The sequence below is a fragment of the Bacillus tianshenii genome, assembly GCA_020524525.2.
Lineage (GTDB): Bacteria > Bacillota > Bacilli > Bacillales > Bacillaceae_N > Bacillus_AV.
In genome coordinates, this window is sequence record CP129018.1 from 300271 (window position 1) to 321635 (window position 21365).

The following is a 21365-nucleotide window of genomic DNA, read 5'->3' on the forward strand; positions in this document are numbered from 1 at the left end:
AAGCATCTTAACGCCGTTTTATTGGTAATGACTCACTGTGATATAATTTTCACAGACAATAATTAACAAGGAGTAGATCAATGAACTGGTACGAAAAGTTAAATCAATATTTCCCTGTAGAGGAAATGAAATCCCGCGAACACATGGAAGCTCTGCTAAAGGACAAAGGTGACATCTACTATAAGGATGAAGGACCGAAACACGTAATGATGTACGTAGAAACAGATGACTTCTTATTCGTGGATTACGTTTTCGTATCCAAGAATGCACGAGGAGAAGGACTAGGACATAAGCTTATCCAAAAGCTAAAAGCAAAAGGAAAGCCAATTATTCTAGAGGTTGAACCGATTGACTATGAAGACAGTGATTCTGGTAAGCGTTTGCGCTTTTATAAGCGGGAAGGCTTCAGACATGCAAGATCGATTGGTTATCGACGTCGTTCACTTGCAACGAATGAAGTAAATCAATTGGAGATTTTGTACTGGTCGCCAGGAGATGAACCAGAAGAAGTGATCGAAAAACGCATTTACGAAGGCATGAAACGGACATATGAATTAATTCACACGTACAAGGATGAAGAATTCTACGGCAGATCCTATCAAACTGTAGATGAAGTTCTTACCTATGACCGAAATGAAAATGATGAGACCGAAAATATTTTAGCAAATATTTAAATGAGAAAAGCCTCCTTCGCTAAAAGAAGGGGGCTTTTAAAGTTCAAAACATGCATGTAATCACACAATTTCAAAAAATAATAAAATTTTTTCTCAATTTGCGAAACTTTTTCTCAGTTATATACGTATATACTAATGAAAAGTTTTTTAGGAAAAAAGCTAAAAAAGGTTTAATGTGAGGGATATTGAGGGAAAAGGAAATACAACGAACAATGTCGAAGTATTGTAGTGCTTATGTAAATTTTGAAAATGTATATCATTCTTAGTGGTTTTATTGTATAATCATTGTTGAATACCTCTTATTAATTAAAAATAATTTTAAAGTAATAAGTCATTCAACATATATATCGATTTTTGGAAGGAGTGAATGTGTGATGGTTACGTTGTATTCATCACCAAGCTGCACATCTTGCCGTAAAGCGAGGGCATGGCTTGAAGAGCATGAGATTCCGTTTGCAGAAAGAAATATTTTTTCAGAGCCGCTTACAATCGATGAAGCAAAAGAAATTTTGCGTATGACAGAGAATGGGACAGACGAGATTATTTCTACACGCTCAAAGATTTTTCAACAGTTGGATGTGAATCTGGAAAACATGCCGCTTCAAGATTTATTTGAGCTGATTAGTGAGAATCCAGGTTTGTTACGTCGCCCAATCTTACTTGATGAGAAGCGTCTTCAGGTCGGTTACAATGAAGATGAAATCCGCCGTTTCTTGCCTCGTAGAGTACGTACATTCCAATTAAGAGAAGCACAGAAGTTAGTTAATTAATAATAACAACATGAACAGGCAACAGCTTTCGGCCGAAAAAGAAAAAACTTCTACACAGGGTGTAGAAGTTTTTTTACACTTTTTTGTGCTTGCTTGATTGATGGAACTTTTATAGAAAGTTCGAAATATTCCTTGACGATGCGCAAGAAAGTTGTATAACATGAAAAAAACATGCATACTGCTTGCAGATTCACATAATCTTCAATATAGTAAATGCTTTTAGCCTTTGTCAAATGTATGATAAATGACCATTTTAGTAATTATGGGCGCTTTTCATTTCCATTCTGTTGCTTTTTATCATAAAATATAAGTACAAGGTTCCTCTTAGGGACTGATGAGCATTATGCTCAGGGGGTAAGGAGTTTGTCCCTTCAACAATACAATATTAGAAGGGAGAGTGTATTCGATGGAAATCGAACGAATAAATGAAAACACCGTGAAATTTTATGTCACATATGGCGATATAGAAGACCGCGGATTTGATCGAGAAGAGATCTGGTATAATCGTGAACGCAGTGAGGAATTATTTTGGGATATGATGGATGAAGTGCATCATAAAGAAGAGTTTCCAGTGGAAGGCCCCCTTTGGATTCAAGTACAAGCACTGGAAAAAGGTCTTGAAGTGATTGTCACAAGAGCGCAGCTTTCAAAAGACGGTCAGAAATTAGAACTACCAATCTCTGAAGAAAAGCAAAATGAACTGCCTGTAGATGAGCAAATTGAATCGATGCTTGACCAGCAATTCCGTTCAGGTAATAACGAGGATTCTGAAGAGGATGAAGTGGAAGAACTAGAAGAAGAGCAATTACGATTTGTAATTGGGTTTAGAGACTTCGAAGACATCATTTCGCTTGCTCACAATTTTAAAGTAGAAGGTATGTTCCAACAGCTGTACTATTTTGAAAATCGTTACTATTTATATATAGGATTCACAGATGAGCGTTATAGTGAAGAACAGCAAGATAATTTGCTTAGCCAAGTCCTTGAATACGGATATGAAGCACGAATTACCATCCATCGAATTCAAGAATACGGCAAAGAAATTATGGTGGATGAAGCTTTAGAACAAATTCGCAAGCATTTTCCACTTCATGTATAAGCCGGTTTCACTTTGTTGAAATCGGCTTATTTTTACGTATAAGCGGGTATGAATAGAAGAGGACATTTAATTTTGATGAACTAGTAATCATTCTAGAATTTATGCAGAGTGTAAGGAGCTTTCAAATGAAAAAGGGATTACAAGTGCTGGTGTTTATCGTCGGCATAGCCGTTATCATGTACTTTACAAATGATTATTGGGGAAACCAGCTTCTTGGTTGGTTAAGTCTTCTCGCTTCCTTATCAGCGGTTTTTATTGGAGCTATTATATTCCTTGAAAACCGCCATCCAACAAAGACGTTAACATGGCTGGTTGTACTCGCGGTATTCCCGGTGCTTGGTTTCTTCTTCTATTTAATTTTTGGACAAAGTTACCGAAAGAAACGAACTTATCAGCGGAAAGCTTGGCTTGATGAGCAGGCTTTCGCAAAAATTGAAGGAAACAGGCAAATAAATGAACGTGATATTGAACAAATGGGCGGGCACCAAAAGTTGCTCTTCAAACTCGCTCATCGGCTTGGAAAGAGTCCAATTTCTTTTGCAAGTGAGACGAAGGTTCTTACAGATGGAGAAGAGAAGTTCGAAGAGTTGAAAAAGTGGTTAAAGCGAGCAAGACATCATATTCACTTGGAATATTATATTGTTCGTAACGATGATATTGGTAAAGAATTAAAAGATATTCTAATTGAGCGTGCTCAAAAAGGTGTTGAAGTTCGCTTTCTCTATGATGCGGTTGGTTCATGGCAGTTATCAAGAAGTTATATTCACGAACTGAGAGAAAATGGAGTTGAGGTTGTTCCGTTTTCACCTGTTAAGATTCCGCTTCTTAATAGTCGTATCAATTTCAGAAATCATCGCAAAATTGTTGTCATTGATGGGAATGTAGGCTTTGTCGGAGGAATTAATGTTGGGGACGAATATTTAGGAAGAGATGAATATTTCGGGCATTGGCGTGATACACATCTCTTTGTAAAAGGCGAGGGTGTTCGGAGCTTACAGCTTATTTTTCTACAAGATTGGTATTATATGACTGGAAAGCCATTGCTGACACCTAATTATTTATCACCTGATTTGGTGCATGAAGAAAACCTTGGCGGCGTCCAAATGCTTGCAGGTGGGCCGGACAATGATTTTGATGTTATAAAAAACGTTTATTTTTCGATGATTATTTCAGCAAAAGAGTCGATCTGGATTGCAACACCGTATTTCATTCCTGATGAAGATATTTTATCAGCTTTAAGGATTGCAGCCTTAAGCGGTGTGGACGTTCGTATTCTAATGCCGAGTCGTCCTGACAAGCGAATTGTCTTTCATGCTTCCCGCTCCTACTTTCCTGAATTACTTGAAGCTGGGGCAAGAATTTATGAATATGAGCGTGGGTTTCTGCACAGTAAGATTGTAATCGTTGATAAAGAGCTTGCTTCAATTGGAACATCAAATATGGATATGCGCAGTTTTCATTTGAATTTTGAAGTAAATGCTTTCTTGTATAAAACGAAAAGTACACAAAAATTAGTACAAGATTTTCTTGATGACTTGGAAAACTCATCTGAGCTTGATTATGACACGTTTAAGAAGCGTTCTTTCTTTTTGCGTTTATTCGAATCTACTTCCCGTCTTCTTTCACCACTTTTATGAAAAGTACCGCTTTGGCGGTGCTTTTTCTTTTTGGAAGAGGAATGGTAAGGCAGGTGTCGAATGGTGTATAAGTAGAAAGGGGGAATTGAATTTTGCTTACAGCGGTTACGAAAGAAGGAACAGAGGTTTCATTGCTTGATGAAATGTTTCGTAGACAAGCAGCTAAGTCAGCAAAGCAACTCACATATTATTGTCCTGCATGTGGTGGCAGGCTTGTTCTTAAGCTTGGCACGAAGCGCATTTGGCATTTTGCACATGCTCAACAAGAAGCGTGTAACGCTCATTCAGAAGGAGAGTCAGATTATCACCTTCAAGGGAAGCAGCAATTGTATCATTATTTTCAGCAGCGTGGGTATACAGCCCTCTTAGAGCCCTACTTACATGAAATTAACCAACGCCCGGACATTTTACTTGAGAAAAAAGGACGTATGGCAATTGAATTTCAATGCTCAACGGTTTCGCGACAACTGGTGATAGAACGTACACAAAGCTTTCAAAATGAACAAATCCGTCCCTTATGGATACTAGGTGCTAACAGGCTTAAACGTTTAACAACCTCATTGTTTCGAATTTCCGCTTTTGACTGGACCTTTCTTACACCTCAACACCATCAGCCTACACTTCTCTACTACTGTCCTCACTCACATCATTTGCTTACTCTTTCTCATATTATGCCTTTTTCTACACAAACAACGATCGCTCATTTCTCCATAAAATCCTTAACCACAAACAAACCGCCTGTCTCTCATCAACAAATCACTCCTATCCAAAAAAATTGGCTTAAACAAAAACAAAAATGGCGCATGCATGCGGGGATGTTCGTATCTCCTCTTAAACATCAACTAGCTTCATTGCTCTATGAACATGGAGTGTATCTATGTTACGTACCTGCAGAAATCGGTATTCCGCTATCTTCCCTGTATTGGATTGAAACACCAGCTGTTATGTGGCAGGCATGGTTATGGCTTGTTTGTCTTAAGCCGGTTTCGATTGGGGATGTTTTGCACTTTGATTATGTTCATCAGCAATTCAAAAATGGGCTTAAGAACGGTTTATTTAGAGTGCGAAAGCTGCCGATGATGCAGGCATCTCATTATTCTTTTGCATTAATGGAGTATTTACAAGCGCTGAGTCAGCTTGGTGTTTTACGTCGAACTGGGAAAAAGTCATTTCAAAAAGTGAAAGAGCTTGAACAGCTTCAAACTTTAGATGAAGCTTTTTTTCAAGATAAAGAAGTGCTTGCATTATTATCAGCAAAGGAAAATGTGACAACATTTTGAAATGCATCCAGATGTGATCTACATCACTACCCCTTTTCCAAAAATGCTATATCTTTAAAACAGAATCTTTTGGAGGGGGATGGAACAATGTTCTGTCATCAATGTGAACAAACGCCAACAGGCGGTTGTAAGGTAATCGGTGTATGTGGGAAGGACGAAACAATTGCAAGCTTACAAGATACACTTGTTTTTGGTTTGAAAGGTATCGCTGCTTATCGTGTTCATGCAAGACAACTTGGATATACAGATCCATTCGTTGATCAAACGACACATGAAGCATTATATATGACGTTAACAAATTCGAACTTCAATGTGCAGGAGCATATTGATATGGCGATGCAAGTTGGGCAAGCGGCTGTACGTATGATGGAAGTGCTTGATGAAGCTCATACAACTCGTTTAGGTATTCCACAGCCAGTAAAAGTTTCCCAAAACAAGGTTGAAGGAAAAGCTATTCTAGTTTCAGGGCACAACTTATTCGCTTTAGAAGAACTGTTAAAGCAAACAGAAGGTAAAGGCATTAACATTTATACACACTCTGAAATGTTGCCAGCTCACGGTTACCCACAGTTGAAAAAGTATTCGCACCTTAAAGGAAACATCGGTAAAGCTTGGTACGATCAACGCCGTTTATTTGAAAAGTTCAAAGGTGCCGTTCTAGCAACAACGAACTGTGTTATGCCGATTAAGGGAACGTATGCTGACCGTATGTTTTCTTATGAAGTAGCAGGACTTGAAGGCGTGCAAAAAATTGTTAACGATGATTTCTCACCATTAATTAAGCGTGCGTTAGAGCTTCCAGATGCCGATATGGAGTCAGATGAAACATTGGTTACAGGCTTCCATCATGAAACAGTGATTGGTCTTGCACCAGAAGTCATTCAAGCTGTAAAAGATGGAAAAATCAAACGGTTCTTCGTTATCGCTGGTTGTGATGCACCAGGAAAAGGTGGGGAGTACTATCGTGAGTTAGCAACATCACTTCCACCAGAAACGGTTATCTTAACAACATCTTGCGGGAAGTTTCGTTTTAATGATGTTGATTACGGTACGGTTCCAGGAACAGACATCCCTCGTTACATTGACCTTGGCCAATGTAACAACTCCGGCTCGACTGTCAAGATTGCGAAAGCACTTGCTGACGCATTTGAATGTGAAATTAACGAACTGCCAGTTTCAATTGTTCTTTCTTGGTTTGAACAAAAAGCAGTTGCGATTCTGCTTGGACTGTTCAGCTTAGGTATCAAAGATATCCGTATCGGACCGAAAGCACCTGAGTTTATTAATGAAGGTGTGCTGAATGTGTTACAGGAAACATTTAATTTACAACTTATTGGTGATGCTCAAGAAGATATGGAAGCAATGCTTGCACTTTCATAATTCTTGTCTCATATTTTACCCTCAATCCCATTCTTGCCCGCTCACTCGTTTGAGCGGGATTTTTTTGTTGGTGTATTCTTTGCAACAGAGGGTGATTTGTAGGATAATTTTAGAGGTAAAGAATACACTAAAAGACAGGAATTAGCAGTATTCAAAGCGAAATGAAAACAGTGTGTACAAATCCGAATGGAGGGATGATCGATATGGCAGAAGTAAAGAAGCAATCACTACCGAAGCGTTCTGAAATTGATGAGCAATATAAATGGCGCCTTGAAGATATCTTTGTAAATGATGAGGAATGGGAGCAGTTATTTCAAGAGATAAAGGAAATGCTTCCAAAAGCAGTTGATTTTCAAGGTAAGCTTGGCCAATCATCAGAAACGCTTTATGAAGCGCTTGAGTATCAAAATGAAATTTCTAAACGTATTGGCAGATTATATACATATGCACATATGCGATATGATGAGGATACGGCAAATTCTCATTACCAAGGGTTAAATGACCGTGCCATGAACCTTGCGACACAGGTAGGCAGTGCTCTATCATTTGTTGTTCCTGAAATTCTTTCAATCCCTGAAGAAATGATTCAAAAATATCTTCAGGAACATGAAGGTTTAAAGCTATATGAACATTTATTAGATGAAATTAATCGTGAACGTCCGCATGTGTTATCGGCAAAGGAAGAAGCATTATTAGCTGAAGCTGGCGAAGTAATGGGGAATTCAAGTAATACGTTCGGTATGCTGAACAACGCGGATTTAACTTTCCCGGAAATTAAAGATGAAAATGGTGATGATATTGAAATTACACATGGCCGTTATCTTCGTTTCCTAGAAAGTACAGACCGTGACGTACGGAAGAACGCGTTCAAGGCTGTGTATGAGACATATGGAAAATATAAAAATACATTTTCTTCAACGTTAAGCGGTGCTGTAAAGAAAGATAACTTCTATGCACGGATTCGTCATTATGACTCAGCAAGACAGGCTGCCTTAAGTTCAAACAATATTCCAGAAACGGTCTATGATAATTTAGTGGAAGCCGTGAATGATAATCTTGATTTGTTACAGCGTTACGTCAAACTACGCAAGAAAGTGCTTGAAATCGACGAACTACATATGTATGACTTGTATACACCATTAATGCAGGACATTAAAATGGAAATTAACTATGATGAGGCAGAAGAATATCTCCTTAAAGGCTTAGCGCCATTAGGGGAAGAATATACAAGCATTTTAAAAGAAGGATTTACGAACCGCTGGATTGATGTTTATGAAACAAAAGGGAAGCGGAGCGGAGCTTATTCATCAGGTACGTATGGCACGAACCCGTATATTTTGATGAACTGGCAGGATAATGTGAACTCATTATTTACGTTAGCGCATGAGCTGGGTCATTCTTTGCATAGCTACTATACACGAAAAACACAGCCATACCCGTATGCAAATTATTCAATTTTCGTTGCAGAAGTTGCGTCGACATGTAATGAGGCACTATTAAATGATTATATGTTGAAGAAGACAGAAGATAAGAAGGAAAAGCTTTATCTCTTGAATCATTACTTAGAAGCTTTCCGAGGAACGGTTTTCCGTCAGACGATGTTTGCAGAATTCGAACATCAAATTCATCAGGTCGTGCAAAGTGGACAGGCACTGACTGCAGATTCATTAACTGAGATGTATTATGAGTTAAATAAAAAATATTTCGGGGACGACATCGTTATTGATGAAGAGATTGGCTTGGAGTGGGCGCGTATTCCACACTTCTACTACAATTATTATGTGTATCAATATGCTACAGGCTTTAGTGCTGCGGCAGCTCTGTCCCAGCAAATTCTTGATGAGGGAGAGCCGGCTGTTAAGCGCTATATCGATTTCTTGAAAGCAGGAAGCTCTGACTATCCAATTGAAGTGTTAAAAGGTGCAGGCGTTGATATGACAACAAAAGAGCCAATTGAACAAGCGTTACAAGTATTCGAAGCAAAGCTAACTGAAATGGAAAGCCTGCTAGACGAAATTTAATAGTCTGAACAAAATGAAACAGCCTTCCGCTCAAGAGAAGGCTGTTTTAAATTTCTCTTTTTTAAAGCCACGGCCGCGAAACTGATTGCGTCTATTCCATAAGTAAATGGTTAAAAGCAATGTTCCGAATTGAAGTGGTAGCGCAATGTATAAAGGTTGTAGTTGCATAAGTCCTAATAAATAATAAGCGAACACGATGAGGTTAAGCAGGAAGACAAAAATGGCTAAGATATTTCGTTTCATTTTTAAAACCTCCTACCCTCATTATAAGCGCGAAAAGTACATACGATGCCAAGCTTTTAAGTTTGATTTTAAATAATAAATTTATCATAATAACGTTGATAACGTATTCATTTCAAGCATAAAACCACAAGATTATTAAAGAATGTTTAAGAAAGTGACAGTTTTGTGAAAAAGGTAACAATCTAATTGTCAGACGTCTTAAAACTTGATATATTTGATTTGTAAAGTTAATCACAAACAAACATAACCCCTTTGTTTGACCGTGAAACTTTCTCCCACCCCCCTGTCGAATGAAGACGTGAGAAAAAGCCCGAAACCATTGTGTTTCGGGCTTTTTCATTTTAGCCGACAAATACAGAAGCGGTATCTTCGTATTTTGTATCATCGCGTTTATAGAGCCATGTATAGCCGATGTAGAGTGGCCCTAGTCTTGCAAGGAGCATGAAAAGCGAAATCATCAGCTGTTCAATCGGAAGAGCTACGTTCGAAATGACACCTAAACTAATCCCAGCCATACTAGTCAGTGAAAAAGCTTCAAAGGCTGCATTGAAAAAAGAAATATCAAATCGTATTAAGAAGAAAAACATGAGCATGAGAATAAATAAAAGGCTGCTTATCGTCAGTACCATTGCTTTGAGAATGCCATCCTTCACTAACTCTTTTCGATCAAGTACGGGAATTTTTCGTTTTCTTAAATAAGAATAGATGCTAAATAAGATTACTGCTACAGAGGTTAACTTCAGTCCGCTCCCTGTTGAGCCGCTTCCTGCTCCAATTAACATCAATAGCATCATCAAAAAAAGGGAGAACAACGATAGCTCACTTACACTAATGGTTGTAAACCCTGCTGACCTTGTCGTCAATGTTTGAAAGTAACTTGCCCATAACGCTTCTCCTGTATCCATATTGACAAATGCTTTGTTTTTTTCAATCATGAACAAAGCGAAGGTCCCTCCAACATTTAACACAATCGTCCCGATAAGCATGATTTTCGAATGAAGTGTAAGGGTAAAGAACCGCCTCTTCTTCAAGATATCCATCCAAACGAGATAGCCAAGCCCACCCGTTACGAACAGCAATGTAATACTCAAATTAATCATTGGGTCTCCGCGGTAATGAGAAAGACCGTTAGACCATAGCGAAATGCCTGCATTGTTAAAAGCAGAAACTGTGTGGAAAATAGCATAATACAGCCCTTCGAAAAACCCGTAGCGATTCGCCCATTTAAATGTAAGAACAAAAACACCAATACTTTCTACAAGCAGCATGAAAGAAATAATCTTTTTGCTTAGTTGAACGAACAATTCTTTCGTGAGCCCTTCTTGGGAAAGCGGGTAGTAAAAGATTTTCTCTACATGTTGATTCCTTCCGAATTCAATAAGCAGAAGGGTAGAGAAGAAGATTAATAAATAGCCGCCAAGCTGGATTAATAGCAATATAATGATTTCACCAAATAGCGTAAAGCTCTGTTCAATTGGTATAACAGTGAAACCAATTAATGTAACAGAAGAAACCGCTGTAAAAATGACTTCACTCCAACTATGTGGAGAAACAGAAGCAAAAGGAAGTTTTAAAAAAACTGAAGCAAGTGTAATGCTTGTTATGTATATGAGAATAAGACTCCGGAATGGGTGTTGTAGTAAAATAATACATTCCTCCATCATTTGCAAAGAGTATATACCTTGTACCTACCCTTGCTGAAAATGAATAAAACGACCTAAACGTTTAATGAAAAGCAGTTTATGGAATAGGGTAAACAGATCAGATTAGGAGGACTTCCCCTAGGGTTTATGACGGAGGAATACGCTGAAACAGCCAAGTGGGTAGGAGTGGAGCAAGAGAAATATTGTAATCCTCGGCAGACAGTTTCTGAAAAAAGGTATTCAAACGTCAATAAACGCAAAAGAGGGCTGATAACCATTCAGCCCTCTTTCATATGAGTAGCTCCAACATAGCGCCAGAATGTGCCGTATTTGACAGGAACACATTCAACGGTCTGCTTGAGCATGAATTTTTTCATTAATTTGTCGACTTCTTTACAGCTCATATTATAAACAACTGCGATTTCTTTAGCTGCTACGAATTGATAAGTGCGCATGAATTCTTCTACAGAAGGAAGTGGTTTTGGTTTTAGATTATTTTGAAGCATGTCCTTTAAGATTTGTTCATACACGTCATAATCATACTGACCTGTTACTTTAACTCCTTCTTCATCGATGTTTTGATTATTGAAAAATACAATTGTCGGACTCTCATCGACTTCCATTTCACCGCTGATTTTGATGTCACATTGAAAGGCTTTTACAGCGCTTTCTGAATGAAGGTCTTTTTGAAATTCATCTACATCAAGTCCAGCGTTATCTGCTATTTTTACTAAAACGCCTTCCTTAGACACATTTTGTTTTTCTAAAAACATTGTTTCTTGAAGTTTTCGTAGAAAGCGAACGCCAGCTAGCTTTCCTTGCAACTCAGCTGCTTTAATTGCAATAGCTGCTGCATATGGGGTAGCTATCGGGTCTTCAAACCATAGATCCCCATCACAAGACATTCCTGAACGGCTTGCGGTTTTCTCCCATACTTGAGCAAGGTTTGATGGTTTGTGATCTTTAGCTAAATTTAAACGTCGTAACTTACTGCTAATGACGTGACGAACAGTAAAGTATTCGCCATATGTGAGATAGAGTTTTTTTAGTATTGGTTCAAGAGCCCAGCATTCTGGACATATCGGATCAATAAATACATATATTTCGATAGGCTTGTTGCACATCACCGACTGCTTCGAACCTGAATAGCTCTCAGCAAAGTTACAAATCACATGGATTCTCCTTTCTCATGTGTTTCATCCGGTGTATTCACCATGTGCTGTGCCGTAAGGACAAGTCTTTCGTAAAATACATCTCGTGGCGCGCCGTGGATGCCTGCTTCATCCATTGCCTCTGACATACAGGCAAGCCAAGCCTTTGCTCGTTTAGGTGTAATCGGAAAAGGGAGATGTCTTGCCCTCATCATTGGGTGTCCATGCTCCTCGGTGTATAGAGGGGGACCCCCTAAATATTGTGTTAAAAATTGGCGTTGTTTTCGTGCAGTTTCAGTTAAATCATCAGGAAATATCGGTGACAACTCCGGATGTTTTCCAACTTTATCGTAAAAAATGTTGACAAGCTTTGAAATGGCTTCATCGCCGCCGACTGCTTCATATAATGTGTATTGAACTTCACTCATATTGTTGACCCCTCTTAATGATGCTATTTGGTTAGGCAATCAATGTGATGTCTTTTATGATTGCCGTTCTCTGTCGAAAAAGGTGGAGCTACAAACTGCTAGTCGATCCGCTCCCACTGCTTTTATTAAGTTGTTGCTCAGTTTATCCATTATGCTTATTCTAATTCAAAACGTATAAATGTTACATGTCTTAAAAATTTAATCCTATTTCTAATTTCTTATCTCTAATTTTATCAACGGCACGGTAGATGGGCAAATGTTCTGACTGACAAGTATCGTACACAAATAAAAACGCCTGCAGTTTTGCAGACGTTTTATTAAGTCAAATAGGTGTCTGTTACTTTTCGAACATAGCTTTGTGTTTCCTTAAATGGTGGAATGCCTCCATACTTATCTACATTGCCTGGTCCAGCATTATAAGCGGCAAGTGCCAATGAAATGTCACCGTTATAGCGGTCAAGCATCTGCCGTAAATATTTCGTACCGCCTTCAATGTTGTCCTTCGGGTCAAACATATTTCGAACTCCTAATCCACGTGCTGTTCCTGGCATTAATTGCATAAGGCCTGTCGCACCTGCGTGGCTCTTTGCGTTTGGATTAAAATTCGATTCATGCTTAATAACAGAGCGAATCAGGTTTGGATCAACACCATATTTCTTGGCAGCTTGTTCGATGAATAGGTCATATCTAGAGCCGTTCAGCTTTGGTGTCGAAGAAGGAGGTGCAGAAGTAACAGGTAAAGTCATTGCTTTTACAGGCAGCTGTAGTGGCTGCTCTTCTGTCGTTTCATTCTGTTTCGATATCTGCTCTTGTAGTAATATTGTAAATAATTCACTAATATCAGATGTTGACGATGAAGCGGACGATGAATTCATATTGCGCAGTGCCTGAATTTCCATCAGGGTCTGCAATTGCTGCGCGGAAAGCTTCATTCAATGTTCCTCCTTAATCCTTTTCAATACCTACTTCTCTTTTTCGGCTAAAAAAGCGGCGGATTTTATTCGGAGTGTCCCTTTTGGGTATTTTGTACTGCATTAAGAGCTCCTCAAACTGTTTTTCACCTTTTTTACGGTTAGTAACTTCCATTTCTAGCTCATAATCTTCGGTATCTAAATAAAAGCTGTGGTCGAATACAATTGTGGCGTCATCTTGTTTAATTTCTGTTCGTTTTGTCCGCAATTCACCGAGGTTACTTATAGCAGAAGGGTTTAACCCTAAGTGTTCTATGCGAGAAGAAACGTCGCCAGGGATGCACCCGCCTTGTTCGAGCATATGGGCTGCCTCTGCTTCTGAGAGTGATTGATGTGTCTCAAGTAAATCGTCGCCATGTGGTTCTTTCAGCGTTAGTGTGTACTGGTTGTTTTTATAACGAATGCGAAGAGCACAACGGGCATCACGAAGTGTAAAGTCTGGCGTGTCAAAATAGATATTCGCCTGCTCCCAAAACATTTCTTCTGTAAGTTGAAAACGATCATATAATAAATTAAATTCTTCTTTTGTCAGTAGGTTTTTAAATTCAATTTCAACTTCTTGACTCATAGGATAATGACGCTCCTTTTTTAATTAAAAGGTTTTATTTCTAACTTCATTATGTAGAAAAGAATATGAGAAATCAATTTTAAAAAAAATGCATGGAATATGGTACACTGTAGTAGATAAATCACACTATAAGATGTAATAGTTATATACAGCAGGAGGGATTTCGCATGCGTCAAAGAATTGAAGTTACCCGAGGGTTTGTGGATAACCAAAAAGTGGTATTGGAAATAGGAGAGACGATCACTGAAGGGATAAATCCAATCAGTACGGTGCTTGTTGATTCAGACAATTTGGCATTTGTTTATCTATTAGATAGTGATGACGGTTATCGCTATGTTGTGCTTAACGAGCAGTTATGGCCTTTGTTAAAGGAAGCAGTTGACCATGAAATGGAAGTTGTTCTGACAGATGGCACAACCATTCTTTCGCTGCATGATATGGGAGAGGAAATCGGTTATTTGATTGACAACATTAAAGGCAATTCAAATTATGGGGAAGAGATGATGACCCGAGTTGAAGAAGTCTTTGTTGATTAAGAAATAGAAAGAAGCTGCCTTTTTTTAAGGGGTAGCAGTGTTTTGATCTAACAGGTTGGTGGTGAAGGTTTTCATGCATAATTGGGAGCTGTTTCTTTCACCGTATAAACAAGCGGTGGACGAATTAAAAGTGAAATTAAAGGGGATGAGAGAGCAGTTCAAAATTCAAGATTCTCATTCGCCAATTGAATTTGTGACTGGGCGAGTGAAGCCGATTCCAAGTATTCTGGCAAAAGCGAGAAGGAAGAATATCTCGATTGAACGGCTTGAAGAGGAAATGCAGGATATTGCAGGGCTCCGAATGATGTGTCAATTTGTAGGTGACATTAAGAAGGTACGAACGCTGCTTCATAACCGAAATGACTTTACCGTTGTGGAAGAGAGGGATTATGTCTCTGAAAAGAAAGACAGTGGTTACCGTTCCTACCATATGGTTATTTCTTACCCAGTACAAACGGTGCGCGGTGAAAAGAAGATCTTAGCTGAAATTCAAATCCGTACGCTGGCGATGAACTTCTGGGCCACAATTGAACATTCTCTTAATTATAAATATCAAGGACAAATTCCTGATGAAATTAAAGAACGGTTATATCGAGCAGCTGAGGCAGCATCCCGCCTTGACGAAGAGATGTCGCAAATTCGCGGCGAAATTGAAGAGGCGCAGCGTTTGTTTTTACATAAATACGAGCGTTCAAAGGATTAACGAATAGAATGCTTCTGTAGAAAATTTATTTGGCAGGGAGTCGAGCGAGGATGAAATTTGCGATTCGTTCAAAGGGTGACCAAACGTCAAATGGCTTAAAGATGAAAATGAAAAATTATTTGCAGGAATTCGATTTAACCTATGACGAGGAAGAACCTGATATTGTCGTGACAGTCGGAGGAGACGGTACATTACTGTATGCGTTCCACCGTTATAAGCATCGATTAGATAAGACAGCTTTTGTTGGTATTCATACTGGGCACCTTGGTTTCTATGCTGACTGGCTACCGAAAGAAGCAGAAAAGCTAGTGATTGAACTAGCAAAAACACCATACCAAGTAGCTGAATATCCGATTTTGGAAACCATTATTCGTCATATTGATGGCGGTAAAGAGGTGCTTTACTTAGCATTAAATGAGTGTACGGTAAAAACAGTCGAAGGTTCGCTCGTCATTGACCTTGAGATTAAAGGTGAAAAGTTTGAGACGTTCCGCGGCGATGGGCTTTGTATTTCTACACCATCAGGAAGTACAGCTTATAATAAGGCATTAGGCGGAGCGATTTTGCATCCGTCAATTGAAGCGATCCAAATTGCAGAAATGGCTTCGATTAATAATCGGGTTTTCCGGACAATTGGGTCACCATTAATTTTGCCGAAACATCATACGTGCTTGTTGAAGCCGAAAAGAGTAACTGATCTTCTTATTACAATTGACCATAAAACAATTGTTCATAAGGATGTTAAATCGATTCAATGTCGTGTTGCAAACGAAAAAGTACGCTTTGCTCGTTTCCGTCCATTCCCTTTCTGGAAGCGTGTGAGGGATTCATTTGTAGCAGACGCTGATTCTGAGTAAGGAGAAAACAACAATGAGTAACACCTTCATTTGGACAGTAGAAGAAGAGCATGAAGGCATGATGCTTCGTGCTTTTTTGTTAGGTGAAAAAAAGCTTTCCCGTCGCTTGCTTGCGGATGTAAAATTCCATGGCGGCGGGATTTTTGTGAATGAAAAAAAAGTAACAGTGCGTTACCTTTTGCAAAAAGATGACGAAATAAAGGTCGTACTTCCTCCTGAAGAAAGAGGCGCTCGTTTAGTACCTAAGGCCCTTCCATTATCGATTGTATATGAAGACCAATATGTACTTGTCGTGAATAAGTCACCAGGCATTCCAGTCGTTCCTTCGCATGAACATCCGGACCATACAATTGCAAATGCGGTACTGTATCATTATGAGCTGACAGGACATGAGAATACCATTCATATTGTAAATCGTCTTGACAGGGATACAAGTGGATTGATGCTGATTGCGAAGGACCGTTTCACTCATCATTTAATGGGATTGCAACAATACGATAAGTCGATTGAACGCCGTTATTTAGCGATTGCAGAAGGGAATATCCGAGAGGACAGCGGCGTGATTGATTCACCTATTGCACGCAAAGAAGGTAGTATTATTGAAAGGACTGTACACCCTGACGGCCAAAGGGCGGTTACACATTTTAAAGTAATCGAGCGCTATGGTGATTACACGTTAATTGAGCTTGTGCTGGAAACAGGAAGAACTCACCAAATTCGGGTCCATTGTGCTTCAATTGGCCACACGCTTATCGGTGATGATTTGTATGGAGGAAGCTGTAGGAAGATGAAACGGCAGGCGTTACATAGTTACTACTTGTCTTTTACACATCCATTTACAAATGAGAAGCTGGAGTTACAGGTGCCGCTTCCGGCAGATATGAAGCCATTAATAAGCCGTCCGCAATCATAGCGAACGGCTGTTGTTACATGTTACGTATCAAATGAACGGAACTTTTCTGATACATAAGGCATTGATGATGAGACAGACAATAATTCCATTTCTGGGTAGCGTAAGCCTGTAAGCTTGTTGCCGAATACACATCCAGTGTCAATGTTATACGTATGATTGACCTTGCGCGGCTCTTTAACAGGTGTATGCCCATATACGATCCATGCTTGTCCATTATAGCGTTTGGCCCAGTCACGGCGAACAGGTGAGCCGTCAGGATGCTTTTCACCTGTAATATCTCCGTAGAGTACAAAGGTTTTCACGCGTTTATTATTTTTTCCGATGTAATCACTACGTATGCCAGCATGAGCAACAACAAGTTGGTTATTATCTAACTGCCAATATAGTGGGGAGGTTTCGTATAATTTCATAAAATGTTCCCGAACTTTTTGCTGTTGAGCAGCAGGGAGTGCTTCCCATTCTGCAACGGTCGTTTCTAAGCCATGTGTAATTTGCACGTTTCTTCCTAAGAAGAAGCGGTAAAGCTTATCGCAATGGTTTCCAGGAACGTAATGTCCCCAATTCTGATCTACAACCAATTTCCAGACTGTTTCTATTACTTCAATTGACTTAGGTCCTCTGTCTGTTAAGTCCCCGACGAAAACAAGCTTCCTTCTGTTTGGATGAATAGGAATGCCGTCTTTCCATTGATAACCTAACTTCTCTGTCAATTCTTTAAATTCATCAAAACAGCCATGAATATCTCCGATAATGTCAAACATAAAATCATCCCTTATTAAAAATAGTCTATATTTAAAAGTTTAAACACTCTCTTACATAAATATGTGATATCCTTGTGAGGAAAGTTTACATTGGAACAGGTTTTGGGTAAATGAATATATACCTTATTATCGGTTGAAATAAACATTTCATCCCTTCATATCGCTGTTTTAAGCTTACTGCAAAATAGATCGAAATAGAACGATTTTTGATTTGACAAAGTATACAATTGCTTATACGATAAACTAGGTTTTTAGCAGAATAAATTAACAGACATACACACTTTTTATACAAAATTAGGAAAAATGTTATAGATGAAGGGGATATTTAATAGCAGTTCTGTCAATGGGAGGTGTCAAGGATGTCAGAATTGGAAGAAAAAGCAGCTGAAGAACAGTTCGAAGAAGAAGTGTTAAGAGCTATCATAGAAGGAGACTTGGCAGGTTTTCGAGAGGAATTTTTAGATGCCCATCCATATGATCGGGCAAAATTCTTTATTAAGCAAGAAAAAGAAATACGCTTGAAGATGTATAGCTATCTTTCTCCAGAAGAAACAGCTGAAATGTTTGAAAACCTTGACATTGAAGACCAGGAAATTGTACTTGAGGAAATGGACCCAGCTTATGCTGCTGAAATGCTTTCGAAGATGTATGCCGATGATGCGGTTGACGTCTTAAATGAGTTAGATAAAGCGCAAGTTGTCAGCTACTTAACAATTATGGATGATGAAGCAGCACAGGAAATTAAAGAGTTGCTCCATTATGAAGAGAAAACAGCCGGTAGTATTATGACGACCGAATTCGTCAATATAACGGCTAACTTAACGATATCTGATGCGATGAATCATCTGAAGAATGAAGCACCAGATGCGGAAACGATTTATTATATCTTCGTTACAGATGAAGAAACCCGTCTTGTTGGTGTTATTTCATTGCGTGATTTGATTATTGCTGATAATAATAAAAAAATACATGAAGTAATGAATGACAGGGTTGTCTCAGTTTCTGTAAGTGAAGACCAGGAAGAAGTCGCGAAAATGATGAAAGATTATGACTTTCTGGCATTGCCTGTTGTTGATTTTCAGAAGCATTTATTAGGGATTATTACAGTCGATGATATTATGGACGTTATGGATGAAGAAGCTTCAGATGACTATTCGAAGCTTGCAGCGGTATCTGATATGGTTTCTACGGACCGTAATCCATTCTCCGCGGCAAGAAAGCGTCTGCCTTGGCTTGTTATTCTGTTGTTTCTCGGTATGATGACAGCTAGCTTGATTGGCCGATTTGAAGGTGCGCTTGATCAAGTGCCGATTCTAGCTGTGTTTATTCCTTTGATCGCTGGTATGGCCGGAAATACAGGCACCCAAGCGTTGGCGGTAGCAGTTAGGAGTATCGCTACAGGGGATGTTGAACAAGAAAGTAAGCTTAAATTGATTACACGTGAAGCAGGAACTGGTATTATTACAGGCACAACATGTGGTGTTGTATCTGTATTAGTTGTATATTTGTGGCATCATGATCTTTTTTTAGGCGTTCTTGTTGGAATATCAATTTTTGCCGCTTTAATTGTTGCTACATTAGCAGGTGCGCTTGTGCCATTGGTGATGCATAAGCTTAATATTGACCCTGCGGTTGCGTCTGGTCCATTTATTACGACGATTAATGATATTATTAGTATTTTAATTTATTTCGGGATGGCTACAGTTTTTATGCAATATTTATTGTGACTGTGGAAAGATTTTATTAGGGGGTGCTTTGATGGAACAACATGCTTCGGTAACCTCGCTTGTCATTGTTATTATCGTTGCGTTTCTCACGCCAATATTACTGCACCGGTTGAAATTAAACATTATTCCTGTCGTTGTAGCAGAAATCATCATGGGATTGATTATAGGAAAAAGTGGTTTGAACCTCGTGCACCCCGACATCTGGCTTGAGACGTTGTCTACACTTGGTTTTATTTTCTTAATGTTTTTAAGTGGATTAGAAATTGATTTCTCTGCTTTTGCTGGAGGGAAGAAAAAGAAAGAGGATGAACCGAATGCATTCTTTGTTGCTTTCATTTTCTTCATTGGTGTATTTGTGTTATCACTCGTCTTATCGCTTATCTTTGTATGGGCAGGATTTATTGATAATGCCTTCTTAATGACATTAATTATTTCGACAATCTCTCTTGGGGTTGTCGTGCCGACGCTAAAAGACGCACAAATAATGAAAACAAATATAGGACAGACGATATTGCTTGTTGCCGTTATTGCTGACTTAGTAACGATGGTATTGCTGGCGGTATTTGTTTCATTGTATGGCGAAGGGCACGGGAACATGTGGCTACTGTTAATTTTGTTTGGAGCCGGTGTACTTCTGTATTTTGTTGGGAAGAACTTTCGACACAAGTCATTTGTTGAAACGATGGCAACCGGTACAATTCAAATCGGCACGCGTGCTGTCTTTGCGTTAATTATTTTCCTTGTTGCCTTGAGTGAGTCAGTGGGAGCAGAAAATATTCTTGGGGCATTCTTAGCTGGTGTATTAGTTTCATTACTATCACCGAACACAGATATGGTTCATAAGCTCGATTCCTTTGGCTACGGTTTTCTTATTCCGATCTTCTTCGTAATGGTCGGGGTAAACCTTGATGTGATTTCATTGTTCAGTGATCCGAAGGTTATGATGCTTATCCCGCTCTTGTTAATTGCATTGTTTGCATCTAAAATCATTCCTGCGCTTGTATTGAAAAAGTGGTATGACTGGAACACCGTGTTTGCCTCTGGGTTTATCTTAACGTCAACACTGTCACTTGTAATTGCAGCTTCAACAATTGGTGAGCGTATGGGGATGATTGATTCTCAAATGTCTGGGGCTCTTATTTTAGTGGCTGTTATTGCATGTATCATTTCACCGATTTTATTTAAAAAGGTGTTTAAAAAGCAAGAAGAAGGGCCGCAGCGTACGAAAATTGCTTTTATCGGTGCAAATCGTATGACCTTACCTGTCACACGGGAGCTTGACCCAGGTCAATATGAAACGATCTTGTATCATACAAAGCAAGATAAGATTGATAGTCGTACAGCGAGTTCGTGTTTTCACATTTATGAAGTGGAAGACTATCACCTTGATACGTTGAAAGAACAGAATGTATTTGATGTCGATATGTTGATTGTGTCAACTGGTGAGGAAGATACAAACAAAGAAGTTGCTATCTATGCAAAGGATATTGAAGGCGTTGAACGGGTGATCGCGCGGATTGAATCTGCAGATGCCGAAGCTGCTGTGAAGGCGCACAATATTGATGTTTTCTCTGTTCTTATGTCAACGAAGACATTGCTGAAAGCGTTAATCGAATCACCAAGCGTCATGAATATCTTTACAAAGCAGGAAAGCGGCTTATTCCAAATTAATATGAACAATCCGAAATACCATGGAATTATGCTTCGTAACTTTCCGTTTACAGGGGATGTCATTATGGTTCGCGTCTTTCGTGGAAAAGACTCCATTGTCCCTCATGGTGACACAGAGCTCCGTCTCAATGACCGCTTGATTGTCACTGGTTCAGTTGAATATGTTGATGAATTGAAGCACATGTTAGAGTATTGTGAGTGGTGTTAAGCCTTCAGGACATTTCCTGGAGGTTTTTTTATTATAGGGGGAGGACACTGTGATGTTTTCTTTACAAAAAAGCAGGTTTTTAGCTATTAAAAGGTGTATTGTAATAGGGAAATCGGATTTGTAG

General features: G+C 39.0%; 20 protein-coding genes. 13 read left to right on the forward strand and 7 right to left on the reverse strand.

The genetic code is table 11. From position 1 onward, the window contains the following. The first annotated feature begins 80 nt into the window (after positions 1 to 80). The 7 genes from LC040_01410 (at position 81) to pepF (ending at position 8861) form a co-directional block, all read left to right on the forward strand. Complete coding sequence (locus LC040_01410; protein WLR51590.1) at positions 81 to 674, forward strand: GNAT family N-acetyltransferase; 594 nt, start codon at positions 81 to 83, stop codon at positions 672 to 674. A 374-nt stretch (positions 675 to 1048) separates the two neighbouring features. Then, positions 1049 to 1444, forward strand: coding sequence for a transcriptional regulator SpxA (gene spxA, locus LC040_01415; protein ID WLR51591.1), 396 nt, complete (start codon positions 1049 to 1051; stop codon positions 1442 to 1444). A 406-nt stretch (positions 1445 to 1850) separates the two neighbouring features. Beyond that, positions 1851 to 2543, forward strand: coding sequence for an adaptor protein MecA (gene mecA / locus LC040_01420; protein ID WLR51592.1), 693 nt, complete (start codon positions 1851 to 1853; stop codon positions 2541 to 2543). A 125-nt stretch (positions 2544 to 2668) separates the two neighbouring features. Then, entirely contained in the window at positions 2669 to 4180 is a 1512-nt protein-coding gene (cls, locus tag LC040_01425) for a cardiolipin synthase (GenBank protein WLR51593.1), read from the forward strand. A gap of 92 nt (positions 4181 to 4272) precedes the next feature. After that, positions 4273 to 5460: a competence protein CoiA family protein gene (locus LC040_01430; GenBank protein ID WLR51594.1), complete on the forward strand. Its 1188-nt coding sequence runs from the start codon at positions 4273 to 4275 to the stop codon at positions 5458 to 5460. Positions 5461 to 5547: 87 nt separating this feature from the next. Then, entirely contained in the window at positions 5548 to 6840 is a 1293-nt protein-coding gene (gene hcp / locus LC040_01435) for a hydroxylamine reductase (GenBank protein WLR51595.1), read from the forward strand. Positions 6841 to 7034: 194 nt separating this feature from the next. Continuing rightward, entirely contained in the window at positions 7035 to 8861 is a 1827-nt protein-coding gene (pepF, locus tag LC040_01440; protein ID WLR53167.1) for an oligoendopeptidase F, read from the forward strand. 30 nt (positions 8862 to 8891) lie between these two features. Here pepF and LC040_01445 read toward each other — a convergent pair whose 3' ends face one another. The 6 genes from LC040_01445 to LC040_01470 form a co-directional block, all read right to left on the reverse strand. Next, on the reverse strand, positions 8892 to 9104 hold the full coding sequence (locus LC040_01445; protein WLR51596.1) for a hypothetical protein: 213 nt from the start codon (positions 9102 to 9104) through the stop codon (positions 8892 to 8894). 341 nt (positions 9105 to 9445) lie between these two features. Beyond that, positions 9446 to 10768, reverse strand: coding sequence for a potassium transporter TrkG (locus LC040_01450; protein ID WLR53168.1), 1323 nt, complete (start codon positions 10766 to 10768; stop codon positions 9446 to 9448). A 257-nt stretch (positions 10769 to 11025) separates the two neighbouring features. Then, positions 11026 to 11871, reverse strand: coding sequence for a ClpXP adapter SpxH family protein (locus tag LC040_01455; protein WLR53169.1), 846 nt, complete (start codon positions 11869 to 11871; stop codon positions 11026 to 11028). A 44-nt stretch (positions 11872 to 11915) separates the two neighbouring features. Next, on the reverse strand, positions 11916 to 12326 hold the full coding sequence (locus LC040_01460; protein ID WLR51597.1) for a globin: 411 nt from the start codon (positions 12324 to 12326) through the stop codon (positions 11916 to 11918). 317 nt (positions 12327 to 12643) lie between these two features. Beyond that, entirely contained in the window at positions 12644 to 13258 is a 615-nt protein-coding gene (locus LC040_01465; protein WLR51598.1) for a lytic transglycosylase domain-containing protein, read from the reverse strand. A gap of 13 nt (positions 13259 to 13271) precedes the next feature. Further along, entirely contained in the window at positions 13272 to 13865 is a 594-nt protein-coding gene (locus LC040_01470) for a CYTH domain-containing protein (protein ID WLR51599.1), read from the reverse strand. Positions 13866 to 14032: 167 nt separating this feature from the next. Here LC040_01470 and LC040_01475 point away from each other — a divergent pair, with 167 nt between their 5' ends. The 4 genes from LC040_01475 (at position 14033) to LC040_01490 (ending at position 16874) form a co-directional block, all read left to right on the forward strand. Beyond that, on the forward strand, positions 14033 to 14401 hold the full coding sequence (locus tag LC040_01475; protein WLR51600.1) for a hypothetical protein: 369 nt from the start codon (positions 14033 to 14035) through the stop codon (positions 14399 to 14401). A gap of 73 nt (positions 14402 to 14474) precedes the next feature. Beyond that, entirely contained in the window at positions 14475 to 15104 is a 630-nt protein-coding gene (locus LC040_01480) for a GTP pyrophosphokinase family protein (GenBank protein ID WLR51601.1), read from the forward strand. Positions 15105 to 15154: 50 nt separating this feature from the next. Further along, positions 15155 to 15961 carry an NAD kinase gene (locus LC040_01485; GenBank protein ID WLR51602.1) on the forward strand — a complete coding sequence of 269 codons (807 nt, stop codon included), beginning with the start codon at positions 15155 to 15157 and terminating at the stop codon, positions 15959 to 15961. 13 nt (positions 15962 to 15974) lie between these two features. Continuing rightward, positions 15975 to 16874 (forward strand): RluA family pseudouridine synthase, encoded by a 900-nt coding sequence (locus LC040_01490; protein WLR51603.1) that lies wholly within the window; start codon positions 15975 to 15977, stop codon positions 16872 to 16874. 20 nt (positions 16875 to 16894) lie between these two features. On the opposite strand, the gene prpE is transcribed toward LC040_01490, so the two are convergent. Then, positions 16895 to 17635 (reverse strand): bis(5'-nucleosyl)-tetraphosphatase PrpE, encoded by a 741-nt coding sequence (gene prpE / locus LC040_01495; GenBank protein ID WLR51604.1) that lies wholly within the window; start codon positions 17633 to 17635, stop codon positions 16895 to 16897. A 359-nt stretch (positions 17636 to 17994) separates the two neighbouring features. Between prpE and mgtE the strand changes: the two genes are divergently transcribed. Both mgtE and LC040_01505 read left to right on the forward strand, forming a co-directional pair. Further along, positions 17995 to 19362 carry a magnesium transporter gene (gene mgtE / locus LC040_01500; protein WLR51605.1) on the forward strand — a complete coding sequence of 456 codons (1368 nt, stop codon included), beginning with the start codon at positions 17995 to 17997 and terminating at the stop codon, positions 19360 to 19362. 31 nt (positions 19363 to 19393) lie between these two features. Further along, positions 19394 to 21241: a monovalent cation:proton antiporter family protein gene (locus tag LC040_01505; protein WLR51606.1), complete on the forward strand. Its 1848-nt coding sequence runs from the start codon at positions 19394 to 19396 to the stop codon at positions 21239 to 21241. Positions 21242 to 21365: the final 124 nt, after the last annotated feature.